Raw genomic sequence first — 14,992 nt, 5'->3', positions numbered from 1 at the left:
CCTCCCCCCGGGGCGCCATCACTGTCAAGTGGGTGGGACGGGAGTCTCATTATGTGAGCGTAGACCCGCCCCGCCTCCGAAAACGGCAGGCACACCCGTGGTGTACACCCCTGGCGCCCCTCCGGCGAAGACCGGCTCCGCGGGGACGTGCGGCACAAGGGCGGGGCCATGGGCCAGCGCCCGGCGCAACCGGTACTCGTCCAGCGGGCCGGAGAACGCCATGCCCTGGCCGTGCGTACAGCCCATCGCACGCAGGGCGACGGCCTGCTCGGGCAGATCCACCCCGTCGGCGACCGACTGCAGGCCCAGGTCACCCGCGATACGCAGCAGCCCGCTGGTGATCTTGAACATGCGCGTGGACTCGACGATCCCCTCGACCAGGCCCCGGTCGAGTTTGACCAGGTCCAGGGGGAGCCGGCGCAGCGCGGGGAGGGCCGCATGGCCGCTGCCGAAGCCGTCCAGGGCGATCCGGACGCCGATCCTGCGCAGGGCGCCGAGTCTGCGCTCCAGATCGTCCGAGGGGACCCTGGGGTCGATGTCGGACAGCTCGATCACCAGGGCGGCGGGGGCCAGACCGTGCCGGGTGAGCAGGGCCTCCAGGGAGCCCGGGGGCAGGGAGCGGTCGATCAGCCGGCGGGCGCTCATCCGGACGGCGACGGGCACGGCGAGCCCGGTGGCGGTGCGCTCGGCCGCCTGCTCGACGGCCGTCTCCAGCGTCCAGCGGCCCAGCTCGGCGGCCTTGTCGCTGTCCTCGGAGACCCGCAGGAACTCCGCGGGGGTGAAGAGGACGCCCTGGGAGGAGCGCCAGCGCGCCTGGGCCGCGACCGAGGCGATCCGCCCGTCCCCGAGCGAGAACACCGGCTGGTGCAGCAGGGTGAACTCGCCGTCGTGCAGCGCGGCCCGCAGCCGGGTGGCCAGCTCGGTCTTGCGGACGACGTCCTGCTGCATCTGGGGCGCGTACAGCTCCACCCGGCCCTTGCCCGCCGCCTTGGCGCGGTACATGGCGAGGTCGGCGTTGCGCAGCAGCTCGCCTGCGCCCAGGCCCGGTTCGGCGAAGGCCACACCGATGGACGCGGCCACCCGGACATCGTTGCCGTCGATGTCGTAGGGCTGCGACAGGGTGATCCGGAGCCGGTCGGCGAGCTCGAAGATATGGCGTTCGCGAGCGGTGCGGTCACGGGTGCCGTCGCCGATGACGAGGGCCGCGAACTCGTCGCCGCCCAGCCGGGCGGCGGTGTCGCCGTGCCGGAGCGCGGTCCGGAGTCTGCGGGCGGCCTGGACGAGCAGTTCGTCCCCGGCCTGGTGCCCGATGGTGTCGTTGACGGCCTTGAAGCCGTCCAGGTCGATGAAGAGGACGGCCGTGCCCCGCAGGGCGGCACCCCGGTCCAGGGCGCGGCGGCCGGACACGGCCTGCTGGACACGCCGGGTGAACAGGGCGCGATTGGGCAGGTCGGTGAGCGAGTCGTGTTCGGCGCTGTGCTGCAGCTGGGCCTGCAGACGGACCCTCTCGGTCACGTCCCGGCTGTTGAAGATGAGGCCGCCCTGGTGGCGGTTGACGGTGGACTCCACATGGAGCCAGCCGCCGTCGCCGGACCGGAAGCGGCATTCGATGCGGGTGGTGGGTTCGGTGTGGCCGGCGGTGAGGAAGCGGCGCACCTCGTGCACCACGCGCCCCAGGTCCTCCGGGTGGATGAGCGCGGCCAGCTCGGTGCCCACGAGGTTCTCGGCGGATCGTCCGTAGACCCCGGACGCCGCCGGTGAGACATATCTGAGGATGCCGCTGGGTGCGGCGATCATGATGACGTCGCTGGAGCCCTGCACCAGGGAGCGGAAGTGGTTCTCCTTCTGGGCGAGTTCCTGGGCGAGGGCGATGTTGTCGAGCAGCATGATGCCCTGGCGCACGACGAGCGCGAGAATGACGGCGCCCGCCGTGACGAGCACCACACGGTCGACCCGGTCGCCGTTGAGGGCGTTGTAGAGGATCCCCAGGGTGCAGACGGCGGCGGCCAGATAGGGCATGAGCGCGGCCAGCGATCCGGAGATCGGGCGGGTGGCCGGATACCGGTCGTGGTCGGGCGGGGGTCCGTCCGGGGGACGGCCGCCGTCCGGTGTCAGTCCCACCGGGGGGAGGTCGTCGTCCGCCGTCAGTCCGGGCGGACGACGGTCGTGGCCCGCGGGCGGTCCTGCCGGGTCCCGGTCGTCGTCCTCCGTTGGCGGGCCCGCCGCGGGACGGGGGCCGGCCGCGGGCGAGCCGGCCCGGCGGCGGTCGTCGCCCGGGTCCTGGGAGGGACCGTGGCCGTGCTCCTCGGCCGCCGGGTACGGATGCCCCGCGTACGGATGCTCCGCATACGGATGCTCCGCATACGGGTGATCCGCGCGGGGCTCGGAGGGCTTCCGGGGCGCCGGCACCCGGTCGTGCAGCGGGCATCCGCACCCCTCGCGGCCCGGCCGGCCGGGCCGGCCCCCGGCCCAGGGCGCATAGGCGAGAAGCAGCGAGCCGGAGAACCAGCCGGCGTCCAGCAACTGGCCCGACTGGTAGCTGTTGTGCAGCAGCGGCGAGGTGAACAGGGCGTCACACATCACGGTCAGGGCGAGCGCGCCGATGGCGGTGTTGACCGCGGAACGGTTGACCGTCGAGCGCCGGAAGTGGAGGGCGACCACCATGCTGATCAGGGCGATGTCCAGCAGCGGGTAGGCGAGCGACAGCGCGGTGCGCGCGACGCCCGGCCCTTCGAACCTCGCGGTCTGGGCGAGCGCCAGGCTCCATGACAGCGTCAGCAGCGAGCCGCCGATCAGCCAGGCGTCCAGCCCGAGACACACCCACCCCGACGTGGTGTGGGGTCTTCTGGCGAGCACCAGCAGTCCCACCACGGCGGGCGGGGCGAAGCAGAGGAAGAAGAGGTCGGCACAGCTGGGCGAGGGGACTGGACGGCCGAGGACGAGCTCGTACCAGCCCCAGACCCCGTTGCCGAGCGCGGCCATGGTGGAGGAGAGGGCGAACAGCAGCCAGGCGGGGCGGACGTGGCTGCGGCGGCTGCGCGCGTAGAGGAGACAGGAGACCGCCGCGGCGCCCGCCGCGACGCTCAGCCCGAAGTCGCCCATGAACAGCGCGGCGTTCCGCGAGCCCCAGCCGAGCGCGGAACCGACGGCGTATCCCGCGCACAGCACGGCCAGGACGAGCTGTGGAACCAGGCGGCGCGTCGGGCCGGCGGCCGGGAGCGGGCGGCAGGCAGGGAGTACCCCGGGCGAGCTCACCGGGCCCTCCCGGTCCGGGGCGCCGCCGCATCCCGCCGGTCCCGGCGCGCTGGATGGGTGTGCCTCTTGCGGCCGCCGTGCCGGCGGTGAGGGTGATGAGGGTGATGACCGCCGTGGCTGCCGCCATGGCCGCGCCGGCGCGCGGCCGCTCGCCAGGGTCGCCGCCCGCGGCCCCGCCGCGTCGGATCGTTCGTCCATAGGCTGTGCATCGCCCGTCGCCCCCCTCGCCTGTCTCTGAGTTCCGTCCCCGGCGCCGAGCGGTGCGCGGCGCAGCCCTGTCGGGACGATACACCAGCATGGTCACTCAGGGATATAGCCCCTCTACACACAGTGACGACCAGAACAGGTTCGAGCACAGAGCGCACGCAACGGAATGCGGAGTGTGCCGGAAGCGGACGGGGAGCAGACGAAAACCGAGCGCGCGCCGGAGGTGCGCCCCCGGTCCGGCACGTGCGCGAGGGAGCGGGAACCGCTCGTTCCGCGCGCCGCCCGGGGCTCGCGCGCGGCCCGGGCTCCCCCGGGGCTCGCACGCGGCCCCGACGTCCCCGGCCGCGCCGGCCGTGCGCCGTTCAGGCGCCGGTGGTCAGCACGACGTTCTCCAGGGCCTCTCCCCGGGCGAAACGGCTCAGCTGGGAGCGCAGCAGGCGCATGACGCGGGGCCGGAACGCCGAGGTGGGGCCGCCGGCATGGGGGCTGATCAGCACGCCGGGGGCGTGCCACAGGGGGTGCCCCTCCGGCAGCGGCTCGGGATCGGTGACGTCCAGGGCGGCCGTGATCCGCCCACTCTCCAGCTCGGCCAGCAGGGCCGTGGTGTCGACCACGGCGCCGCGAGCCATGTTGACGAGCAGCGCGCCGTCCTTCATCCGGGCCAGGAAGTCCGCGTCGGCCATGCCCCTAGTCGCCTCGGTGAGCGGGGTGACCAGCACCACCACATCGGCCTCGGGCAGCAGTTCCGGCAAGCGGGAGAGCGGATGCACGGGGCCGCGCGCCGTCTCACGCCCCCGGCGCGCGACCCGCGCCACCCGCGCGACCTCGAAGGGCACCAGCCGGTCCTCGACGGCACTGCCGACGGCGCCGTATCCCACGATCAGCACGGATTTGTCGGCGAGCGCCGGGCGGAACCCGGAGCGCCACTGCTCGCGGTCCTGCCCCCGGACGAAGTCGGGGATGCCGCGCAGCGAGGCCAGGATCAGGGCGAGCGCCAGTTCGGCGGTACTGGCGTCGTGCACCCCGCGCGCATTGCACAACCGCACTCCCTCGGGCAGCAGCGCCAGGCCCGGCTCGACATGGTCGATGCCGGCCGAGAGCGTCTGCACCACCCGGACGGACGTCATCGCGGCCATGGGGCGCACCGCGACCTCGGCGCCCTTCATATACGGCACGGCGTAGAACGCGCAGTCGGCCGGGTCCCCGGGAAACTCCTGATCACCGTCCCAGTAGCGGTAGGTCAGGCCCTCGGGCAGACCCTCGATCTCCTCGCTGCGGAACGGAAGCCAAACGTCGACAGTCATGGTCCGGAGGCTATGCGAAAAAACGGTTGTCGCATTGGTTAGTTTGGGGTGCCACGAAAGGGAGGGCACGGCCAGGTGGAGCGCAGGACGATCGGCACGGCAGCGCTCGAAGTGGGCGCGGTCGGACTCGGATGCATGCCGATGAACTGGGCGTACTCCGGTTCGCGGCAGCGCGGCGACGAGTCGGTGCGGACGGTGCACCGGGCGCTCGACCGGGGGGTGACCCTGCTCGACACGGCCGACATGTACGGGCCGTTCACCAATGAGCTGCTGGTGGGCCGGGCGTTGAAGGAGCGCCGTGCCGAGGCCTTCGTGTCCACCAAGGTGGGGCTGCTGGTGGGCGATCAGCACATCGTGGCCAACGGCCGCCCCGGCTATGTGAGACGCGCCTGCGACGCCTCGCTGCGGCGGTTGCAGACCGACGTCATCGACCTGTACCAGCTGCATCGGGCGGACCCCGAGATTCCGGTCGAGGAGACCTGGGGCGCCATGGCGGAGCTGGTGCGGGCGGGCAAGGTACGGGCGCTGGGGCTGTGCGCGGTGGGCGTACGCGGCGGACGGCGGACCGGGGCGAGGCTGTACGACGGCACCCTGCGGCAACTGGAGCGGGTGCAGCAGGTGTTCCCGGTGAGCACCGTGGAGGCCGAGCTCTCGCTGTGGTCGGCGGAGGCGCTGCACGCGCTGCTGCCGTGGTGCGCCGCGCACGGGGTCGGCCTGCTGGCCGCGATGCCGCTCGGCAACGGCTTCCTGACCGGCACGCTGAGGCCGGGCGAGGGTTTCGAACCCGACGATCTGCGTGCCCGGCACCCCCGTTTCACGGCCGAGATGATGGCGGCGAACCAGCCGATCGTGGCCGGTCTGCGGAGAGTGGCCGGCCGGCACGGCGAGGGCGTCACCCCCGCCCAGGTGGCCCTGGCCTGGGTGCTGGCGCAGGGCCCTCAGGTGGTGCCGGTGCCGGGCACCAAGCGGGCGCGCTGGGTCATGGAGAACGCGGGTGCGGCCGCGCTCCGGCTGACCTCCCGGGACCTGGCGGAGCTGGCGGAACTGCCGGCGGCGCGGGGGTCGTGGTACTGACCGCCCGGGGCCCCTCCGGTGGCGCCGTTCCGGACGACGAGGAATCGCCGGGCGCCCGATGTGGTAAAGCAGGAAGCCCACGTCGAAGGGACCAGGATCGTGCAACGTCGAGCTGCCGGGGCCGTGTTGGCCGCGGCCGTGCTTCTGCTGGCGGGCTGCTCCTCCGGTGGCGGCACCCCGGAGGCGGGCAGAGACCGCGCCCCGGCCGGTACGGCGTCGGGGACGGCCTCCCCCGGCCGGACCGCCGAGCCGACCCCACCGGCCGAGGGCTCGGTCCGGGTGGTCCGTACGGTCGCCGAGGGTCTCAGGACCCCCTGGGGCCTCGCCCCGCTGCCCGAGGGCGGACTGCTGGTCTCCTCCCGGGACGACGGGACCATCACCCGGGTGGACGAGAAGACCGGGAAGAAGACGGTGCTGGGCACGGTGCCCGGTGTCTCGGCGGCCGGCGAGGGCGGGCTGCTGGGCATCGCCCTCTCCCCCGACTACGCCTCGGACCGCCTGGTCTACGCCTATCTCACCACCGAGTCCGACAACCGCATCGTGCGGATGCTGTACGACCCCAGGAAACCGGCGGGCGGGCAGTTGGGCGCGCCGAGCACGGTCTTCCGCGGCATCCCCAAGGGAATGATCCACAACGGCGGCAGGATCGCGTTCGGCCCGGACCGGATGCTGTACGCGGGCACGGGCGAGTCGGGTGACCGGACACCGGCCCAGGACCGTGACGGGCTGGGCGGCAAGATCCTGCGCATGACCCCGGACGGCGAGCCCGCGCCCGGCAACCCCTTCGGCGACTCGCCCGTCTACACCTACGGTCATCGCAATGTCCAGGGCCTCGCCTGGGACGACAGACAGCGGCTGTTCGCCTCCGAGTTCGGCCAGGACACCTGGGACGAGCTGAACGCCGTCAAGCCCGGCGACAACTACGGCTGGCCGCGCGCCGAGGGGAAGACGTCCGGCACCACGTACCACGACCCGATCGCCCAGTGGCACACCGACGCGGCCTCCCCCAGCGGGATCGCCTACGCCGAGGGCTCCCTGTGGATGGCGGGCCTGCGCGGGCAGCGGTTGTGGCGGATCCCGTTGAAGGGCACCGAGGTCTCCGCGCCCCCGCAGGCGTTCCTGAAGGGCGAGTACGGCCGGCTGCGCACGGTGGTCGCGGCGGGCGGCACCAGGCTGTGGCTGGTGACCAGCAACACCGACGGCCGGGGCAAGCCGGCCGGGAACGACGACCGGATCCTCGAGGTGGAGGTGTCGTAGGGCGGCGCGGCCCGGCTCAGTCCCCGCCGGTCCCGCGGGTTCCCGGACCGGCGGGACCGTCCTCCGGCAGACGTATGACCACCGTGCCGGAATCCAGGTCGATCGGGCCGCCGCCCGGGGCGCCGTCCGTGACGTCCTGCCGGGTCAGTTCCAGGCGGTTGCGCTCGTCCTGGGTGTGGGTGCGCCCCGGTGCGAACAGTTCGTCGAACATGCTGAACACGGGTGCCTCCTCGGCATCGCTCCCTGACAGCGTAGGACTCGGCCGGCGCACGGCACAGGTCCCGGCGGGCGGGGGTCCCGGCCGGCGCAGGACCCGAGGCCCGCTCCGCGCAGGGCTCAGCGCGCGGTGGGGACGGCGGAGGGGTCCGACGGGAACAGCCGCAGCCGGTGGGCCAGTGCCGCGGCCTCCCCCCGGCCCGAGACGCCCAGCTTCGCCAGGATGTTCGAGACGTGGACGCTGGCCGTCTTCGGGGAGATGAACAGTTCCTCGGCTATCTGCCGGTTGCTGCGGCCGGCCGCGACCAGTCGGAGCACATCCCGCTCCCGGTGGGTGAGCCCCAGGGACTCGGCCGGATCGAGCACGGCGGGCTCCTGGTCGCGCGTCGGTGTGAGACGGGCCCGCTGGGCGAGCCGGGCGACCGCCCCGGCGAGCGGCCGGGCGCCGAGGTGGCCGGCGACCGTACCGGCGAGCCGCAGCAACTCGGTGGCCCGCTCGCGCGCCTCCTCGCCGCCCCCGGTGGCCAGCAGCCGGGCGGCGAGGCGATACCGGACGCGGGCCAGGTCGTACGGGCGGTCCAGGGCCTCGAAGGCGGTCACCGTCTCGCTCCAGTCCTCCGGAGTGTCACGGCCCTCGGCACGCCGCAGTTCCGCGCGGACCCACAGTTCGTACGCCTGCCACACCGGCACCCTGGTCGCGAGCCTCTTGGCGGACGTGCGGATGCGCTCCAGGGCCCCGGCACGGCCCGGCTCGGCGGCGGGCCGTTCGAGGGCGTCGGCCTCGGCACCGGCCGCCGCCCGCAGCAGGGGCCAGCCGTAGCGATGGGTGCCCGGAGGGAAGCCCATGGTCAGAGCTCCCTCGAGGGCGGCCCGGGCGTCGTCGAGGCGGCCCTCCTCGGCGGCGATCCCGACGGCGAGGCGCACCAGCTTCAGCTCGTGCTGCGGCATGGCGTCATGGCTGCCGAAGTACTCGCGTGCGGCGACCAGCTGGCGACCCGCCTCGGGCAGGTCGCCGCGGGCGAGCGCAAGAGTCGCATGGATCGTGGCGCGGAAGCCACGGGGCTTGGCGCTCTGGCCGACGCGCTCCGAGGCGGTCCCGGCCTCGGCGGCCTCGTCCCAGCAGCCCAAGGAGTAGAGGGACTCGCCGAGATTGCCCCACACCCAGGCCTCGTTGTCCGCCAGGCCCAGCTTCCGGGTGAGGCCGAGCCCCTCCCTGAGCACCTCGACGGCGTCGCGGGAGCGGCCGATGCCCTCCAGATGGGACGGCAGATTCACATGGACACGGCCCGTCACACAGGTGTAGCCGAGGTCCGCCGCCTGCTCCTTGACCTCGTACATCCGTGCGAGCCCGGCGTCGATGTCCCCCGCGTCGACCAGCAGACCGCCCAGGGTGAGGCGGGCGTTGAACTCGATGTCACGGGCGCCCATCATGCGCGCGTACTCGACGGCCCGCTCGGCGGCCGACAGCGCCTCGGGGCCCGGTACATGCAGCATCGACCAGTTGGCGACCGCCGCGAGCACCTCGGCGTGCACCTCGGACGGGGGCAGCCCGCGCACGAGCTCCTGTGCGGTGCCCAGTTCCCGCCAGCCGTCCCCGCGCGCCGTGTTCTGCATCAGCCGGGAGCGCTGCACCCAGAACCAGGCGGCGCGGAGGGGGTCCCCCGTGCCGCTGCACGACGAGGAAACCGCGGGAAGGTCCTGCTCCTCCTCCAGGAGGCGCAGGGCCCGCTTGGTGATCTTCAGGGCCCGTTCCCGCTCCCCGCTCAGCCGGCCCGCGACGGCCGCCTCGGCCATCAGGTCGAGATAGCGCAGGGGTGTGGTGGCCGGATCGCAGCCGCAGGCCGGATACACCTCGGCGTAGTCGACGGGGCGCAGCGCGGCCCGTACGGCGCCGGGGGCGACGTCCCACAGCTCCATCGCCCGCTCCAGCAGCCGCAGTCGCTCGGCGTGGGCATGCCGGCGACGGGCCTCGACGGCGGCGTCGAGGACGGCGGGCAGGGCCTTGGCCGCGTCATGCGCGTGGTACCAGTAGCTGGCCAGCCGGGCGGCGCGCTGATCGGCCGGTACGAGGGTGGGCTCGGCCTCGAGGGCCTGCGCGTACCGCCGGTTGATCCGGGAGCGCTCACCGGGCAGCAGATCGTCGCTGACGGCCTCGCGGACCAAGGAGTGGCGGAAGTGGTAGCCGTCCCCGTCGGGCGTGGCCAGCAGGAGGTTGGCGCCGACGGCGGCGCGCAGGGTCTCGATGAGATCCTCCTCGGCGAGCCCGGCGACGGCCGCGAGCAGGCGGTGCTCCACGGTCGAGCCGCCCTCGGCGACGATCCGGGCGACCCGCTGCGCGGCCTCCGGCAGTCGTTCGACGCGGACGAGGAGAAGGTCGCGCAGGGAGTCGGTGAGTCCCTGGCAGCCGCCCTCGTGGACGACCACCGCCAGCTCCTCCACGAAGAAGGCGTTGCCGTCCGAGCGGGCGAAGATGTCGTCGACCCGGGCCGGGTCGGGTTCGGCGGCGATGATGCCGGCGATCTGGCGTTCGACCTCGGCACGGTTGAACCGGCCGAGCTCGATCCGGCGGACCGTGCGCAGCCGGTCGAGCTCGGCGAGGAGGGGGCGCAGCGGATGGCGGCGGTGGATGTCGTCGGACCGGTAACTGGCGAGGACCACCAGCCGGCCGGTGCGCAGGGTGCGCAGCAGATAGGCGAGGAGATTGCGGGTGGAGGCATCGGCCCAGTGCAGGTCCTCCAGGACGAGGACGACGGTACGGCGGGCGGCGACCCGCTCCAGCAGACGCGCGGTCAGCTCGAAGAGCCGGGCCATGCCCGCCTCGTCGCCCCGGGGCCCGCGGCGCGCCTCGCCCAGCTCGGGCAGCAGCCGGGCCAGCTCCTCCTCCTGCCCGGCGGCGGCCTCGGCGAACTCCTCGGGGAGCAGGCGGCGCAGGGCGCGCAGTGCGCTGGAGAAGGGCGCGAATGGAAGCCCCTCGGCGCCGATCTCGACACAGCCGCCGAGTGCGACGGCGGCGTCCGCACGGGCCGCCGACGCGGCGAACTCCTCGATCAGCCTGGTCTTGCCGACCCCCGCCTCACCGCCGACGAGCAGCGCCTGCGGCTCGCCGCGGGTGGCACCGGCGAGCGTGTCCTGCAACACCCCCAGCTCATCGGCGCGACCGACGAATACGGGACTCACAGACCTGGTCTCCACGCCTGAGAGGATCCCATGGGCCGCCGACGACGCGGCACTTATTATCGCGTCCCGGACACCGCCCACGAGGGCCCTCGCCCCGGGATCCCGGGCCCCGCGCCCGGCAGCCGGCGGCTGCCGGGCCGGGGGCCGGGACTTCCCGCGGCCCGGGTCCGGTGCCAGGGCCAGAGTCCGGCTCCGGACCCGGTCCCGTCCCCGGTCCTGATCCGGGGCCGGGGCCGGAGCCGGGGCCCGGGCCGAGGCCGGGGCGGCCTCCGCGGCACGCGCTTTTCTCGGCATGATCGGCGCGTTCGACGCGCGAGGGGCACTCGGCGCGAGAGGGGCGCCCGGCTCGGTCTTCGGGGACCGCGGGCGGCCGACCCCCGTGCGGCCGTCCTCCCGGTGCGGGGCGTCCGGCTCGCCGTACGCCCCCGGGCGCGCATTCATGCGGCGCGGGCGAAGGGGGGCCGGTTCCGGGAGCGGCGCGGGGCGTCGCCCTCGGCTCCGGGTTCTCCGTGGACCCTACGGGCGGCGCGGCGCTCGCGCAGCACCTCGCGGCGGAGCCGGAAGCGCTCCGCCTCACGGATCAGTTGGGTGGAACGGATCTGGTGGAGTTCATAGGCGAACAACATGGCATGTCCCCCGGAGAGTTCGGTTCGAGGCATCGCTTTCCGCGATGCCTCGACCTTCCTCTCCCAGGCGGGTCCGCCACATCGGGAGAGTTCCGCATCTTCCCCGGGGGTGCCGGGCCTTAGAAGCCCTCGGCAGGCCCCTGGCACTCCCTAAGGACCCGCCGTACGGCCGTACGGCCCGGTGCCCGGGGGTCCCGGGCCGGGTGCGCCCCGGTTCAGCCGACGGACGGCAGTCCGAGCAGGACGTCGGTGTACTTGAGGACGGCCAGGACCAGCCCGACGGCGCCCAGGGCCATTCCGCCCCAGGCGACCGACTTCACCCAGGGGACCTGCGGCTTCCCCGGCGCGCCGAACACCGGGCGGACCAGCACCACGGCCCCCACCAGCAGCGCGGCCAGAGCGAACAGACCGCCCCACAGCGCGGTGGCCTGCCAGGCGTTGCCGTACACCATCTTGATCTGCTCGGCGACGCTCGCCGAGGACGTCGAGGTGTGCAGCTGTCCCACGAGGGTCTCCCGGGCTGAGGCCACCCCGGAGATCCAGCCGCCGGTCAGGGAGACGATGCCGAGCCCGGCGGAGACCACCGCGCCGGCTCCCTGGCCCACTCCGGACGGGCCCTCCGTCACGGCCTCCTCGGAGCCGTCCTCGGCCGGGACCTCCGCGGCCTCGGCCGAGTGCTCCACGGCCGATTCCTCGTCGTGGGCCTCCCCGGCCGGCACCTCGTCGCGGGCCGCCTCCGTCCGGGTCTCCGTGGCCTCGGCGGCCTCTGCGGCCTCGGTCCTCTCCTCGTTCTCCTTGCCGTTCGTCGTCTCGGCTCCGGTTCCGGGCCCGGCCTCGTCCACTGCCTTGGTTTCCATGCCTCGCACGGTACGGACGCTGTCTGAGAGGTCCCTTAACGCGCGTCGTGCGGGCGCCCGGCGCGAGCCGCCCGCCATTCGGGGGCGAGCACCGACCACACCTCGGTGTTCTGGCGCACTCCCCGGTACAGAAAGCTCTCCCTGAGCACTCCGTCCAGGGTCAGGCCCAGCCGCCGGGCCACCTTGACGCTCGCGGTGTTCGCCGACGAGGCGTGCCACTCCACCCGGTGAATGCCGCGTTCCTCGACCGCCCAGTCGATGAGCACCCGCATCGCGCGCGTGACCAGTCCCCGCCCGGTCGCGGCGGGCTCCAGCCAGCAGCCGACCTCGCAGTTGCCGCCCGCGGCGTCGAAGACACGGAAGAGCACCCCGCCGACCAGCTTCCCGTCCAGCCACAGCCCGTGCAGGCCCCCGTCGTCGGCGGCGCGCTTGTCGGCGTAGGTCCGGAGGACTTTCCGGGCGGACTCGACGTCCCTGGCGGCGGCCCCGAACGGGATGTGCTCGTTGATGAAGTCCCGCCCCCGGTCGAGATGCGCCAGGAACTCCTCGGCGTGCCACGGCTCCAGCGGCCGCAGTACGGCTCCGTCGTCACCCAGGGATATCGCGTACATCCGTCCGTCGCTCCTTCGCCCATGCGTCCACCAGCGCGGTCTCGTCCTCGCGCTGCCCCGGAATGGTCGCACGGCACTGAGGCGGCTCGATGCTGAGGCGCGGCAGCCGGCGGTCCAGCCAGGACGGCAGCCACCAGTTGGCGCCGCCGAGCAGATGCATCAGGGCGGGGACCAGCAGCGTACGCAGGACGAAGGCGTCCAGGGCGACGGCGGCGGCGAGCGCGATGCCGAACATGGCGATCACCCGGTCGCCGCTGAGCACGAAGGCGAGGAAGACGGAGATCATGATGACGGCCGCCGAGTTGATCACCCGGCCGGTCTCGGCGAGGCCGACGCGGACCGCCCTGCGGTTGTCGCCGGTCTCCCGCCACTCCTCGTACATGCGGCTGACCAGGAACACCTGATAGTCCATGGAGAGCCCGAAGAGCACCGAGACCATGATCACGGGGAGGAAGGGCTCGATCGGTCCGGCCCGGCCGAGCCCCAGCAGTTCGCTGCCCCAGCCCCACTGGAAGATCGCGACCACCACGCCGAACGCGGAGGCGACGGCGGCGACGTTCATCACGGCGGACTTCAGCGGGATGCCGAGGGACCGGAAGGCGAGTAGCAGCAGCACACTGCCCAGGCTGATCACCACGCTCACGAACAGCGGCAGTTTTCCGACGATCACATGGGCGAAGTCGTCGTAGGTCGCGGTCACCCCGCCCACGGACAGGTCCAGGGTGGTGCCCTTCTCCGCGGCCGGCAGGACCTCGGAGCGCAGTCGGCTCACCAGCTCGCTGGTCGCCTGGGACTGCGGGGCGAAGTCGGGTACGACGGTGAGGTACGCCGCGTCCCCCGCGCTGTTGTAGGTCGCCGGGGTCACCGAGGCGACTCCCCGGGTGGCGGCGAGCGTGGTGTCGAGGTTGTCGAGCGCCAGCTTGTCCTCGGCGCCGCCGACCCGGGTGACCAGGGTGAGCGGGCCGTTGACGCCGGGCCCGAAGCCCTGGGCGAGGAGGTCGTACGCCTGCCGGGTGGTGGAGGACTTCGGGTCGTTGCCCTGGTCGGAGGTGCCCAGATGGAGGGAGAGGGTGGGCAGCGCCAGCAGGGCCATGACGGCCACGGCGACCGCGCCGAGCTTCTTGGGATGGCGTTCGACGAACGCCGACCAGCGGGCGGCGAACCCGGTGGGCACCTCGGGTTCGGGTCCGTGCTCGGCCAGTCGTCGGCGCTCGCGCCTGCTGAGGGCGCGGGGGCCGATGAAGGAGAGCAGGGCGGGCAGCAGGGTCACGGAGGCCGCGACGGTGAGCAGGACCGTCAGACAGGCGGCGATCGCGACCCCGTTGAGGAAGCTCAGCCGAAGGATCAGCAGGCCCAGCAAGGCGATGCACACGGTCGCGCCCGCGAAGACCACGGCCCGTCCGGTGGTGGTGACGGCGCCCACCGCGGCCTGGTCCACGGGGACGCCGCGCTTCAGGCTCCGGCGGTGTCTGGTCACGATGAACAGCGCGTAGTCGATGCCCACTCCGAGCCCGATCAGCAGGCCGAGCATGGGCGCGAAGTCGGCGACGGTCATCGCGTGTCCCAGCAGCCCGATGCCGAAGTAGGCGGTGCCCACCCCGATCAGCGCGGTGGCGATGGGCAGCAGGGAGGCGGCGAGCGAGCCGAAGGCGAGGAAGAGGACCACGGCGGCGACGGCCACTCCGACGATCTCGGCGAGATGGCCGCCCTGTGACTCGATGGACCCGACGGCGTTGCCGCCGAGAGCGACCTTCAGACCGTCGGTCCCGGCGGACCGGGCGGTGTCGACGAGGGCCCGGGCCTCGTTCTTCCCGATGTCCCCGAGCTGCCCCTGGAAGGTGACCGTGGCGTACGCGGTGTGGCCGTCCGCGCTGATCCGGGCCTGGTCGCCACCCTGGTAGGGGCTGGTCACCGAGGCCACGCCGGGCAGTTCGGCGATCCGGTCCAGGGTGCGGGTCATCGTCTGCTCGACGTCTGCGGCGGTCACCGTGCCGGGCGTGGTGCGCCAGACGACGGTGTCGCTCTCCCCGCCGAGGCCGGGGAACCCCTGGTGGAGGAGCTGGGCGGCGCGGCTGGACTCGGTGCCGGGCACCCCGTAGTCGGTGGAGTAGGCGGAACCCGTGACGGCCGCGGCGGCACCGACCCCACCGAAGGCGATCAGCCAGAGCAGAACGGCGACGAGGCGGTGGCGAACACACCAGCGTGCAAGGGCTGCCACGGACGCGCTCCCTGGGCATTCGGTGGGTCTTTGATCGGGAACGGCAGCCGGACACACGGCCGAACGGCCCGCAAAGAACACATGAGCAATACTCGACACTCTTGCAGCCGAAAGAGATCGTTTGTCACCCTCGTGGGGTTACTCACAGGGATGCGAGGTGAATCACAGGACGCTCCCGGCGGTTCTGTCC

Annotated in this window: 10 protein-coding genes; 2 read left to right on the top strand and 8 right to left on the bottom strand. The window is 73.3% G+C overall.

Annotation, left to right across the window (positions count from 1 at the left end):
* Positions 1–24: 24 nt before the first annotated feature.
* Positions 25–3,255 carry a putative bifunctional diguanylate cyclase/phosphodiesterase gene (locus CP978_RS23710; RefSeq protein ID WP_043444066.1) on the bottom strand — a complete coding sequence of 1,077 codons (3,231 nt, stop codon included), beginning with the start codon at positions 3,253–3,255 and terminating at the stop codon, positions 25–27.
* Between the two features lie 569 nt (positions 3,256–3,824).
* A complete protein-coding gene (locus CP978_RS23700) occupies positions 3,825–4,766 on the bottom strand; it encodes a 2-hydroxyacid dehydrogenase (RefSeq protein WP_043444064.1) in 942 nt (313 codons plus the stop codon).
* Positions 4,767–4,841: 75 nt separating this feature from the next.
* On the opposite strand from CP978_RS23700, the gene CP978_RS23695 reads away from it, so the two are divergent.
* Positions 4,842–5,840, top strand: coding sequence for an aldo/keto reductase (locus CP978_RS23695; RefSeq protein ID WP_043444062.1), 999 nt, complete (start codon positions 4,842–4,844; stop codon positions 5,838–5,840).
* A 99-nt stretch (positions 5,841–5,939) separates the two neighbouring features.
* Positions 5,940–7,097: a PQQ-dependent sugar dehydrogenase gene (locus tag CP978_RS23690; RefSeq protein ID WP_052454253.1), complete on the top strand. Its 1,158-nt coding sequence runs from the start codon at positions 5,940–5,942 to the stop codon at positions 7,095–7,097.
* Between the two features lie 16 nt (positions 7,098–7,113).
* Here the strand turns inward: CP978_RS23690 and CP978_RS23685 are convergent, their stop codons facing one another.
* The 6 genes from CP978_RS23685 to CP978_RS23660 all read right to left on the bottom strand — a co-directional run bounded on the left by CP978_RS23685 (position 7,114) and on the right by CP978_RS23660 (position 14,802).
* Entirely contained in the window at positions 7,114–7,308 is a 195-nt protein-coding gene (locus CP978_RS23685; protein ID WP_221501610.1) for a DUF6191 domain-containing protein, read from the bottom strand.
* A gap of 125 nt (positions 7,309–7,433) precedes the next feature.
* Entirely contained in the window at positions 7,434–10,517 is a 3,084-nt protein-coding gene (locus tag CP978_RS23680) for a helix-turn-helix transcriptional regulator (protein ID WP_043449364.1), read from the bottom strand.
* A gap of 410 nt (positions 10,518–10,927) precedes the next feature.
* The gene (locus tag CP978_RS23675) at positions 10,928–11,116 is read right to left on the bottom strand and encodes a hypothetical protein (protein WP_423218871.1); all 189 of its coding nucleotides are present in this window, start codon (positions 11,114–11,116) and stop codon (positions 10,928–10,930) included.
* Positions 11,117–11,331: 215 nt separating this feature from the next.
* Positions 11,332–11,973, bottom strand: coding sequence for a hypothetical protein (locus tag CP978_RS23670; RefSeq protein WP_079162278.1), 642 nt, complete (start codon positions 11,971–11,973; stop codon positions 11,332–11,334).
* Positions 11,974–12,008: 35 nt separating this feature from the next.
* Entirely contained in the window at positions 12,009–12,584 is a 576-nt protein-coding gene (locus CP978_RS23665; protein ID WP_150478295.1) for a GNAT family N-acetyltransferase, read from the bottom strand.
* Complete coding sequence (locus CP978_RS23660; protein ID WP_150478294.1) at positions 12,562–14,802, bottom strand: MMPL family transporter; 2,241 nt, start codon at positions 14,800–14,802, stop codon at positions 12,562–12,564. The genes CP978_RS23665 and CP978_RS23660 overlap by 23 nt, the downstream gene beginning before the upstream one ends.
* Positions 14,803–14,992 lie beyond the last annotated feature (190 nt).

The sequence above is a fragment of the Streptomyces nodosus genome (assembly GCF_008704995.1).
GTDB lineage: Bacteria > Actinomycetota > Actinomycetes > Streptomycetales > Streptomycetaceae > Streptomyces > Streptomyces nodosus.
The sequence above is the reverse complement of the archived record's forward strand: the minus strand, read 5'-3'. Positions and strand labels throughout refer to the sequence as shown.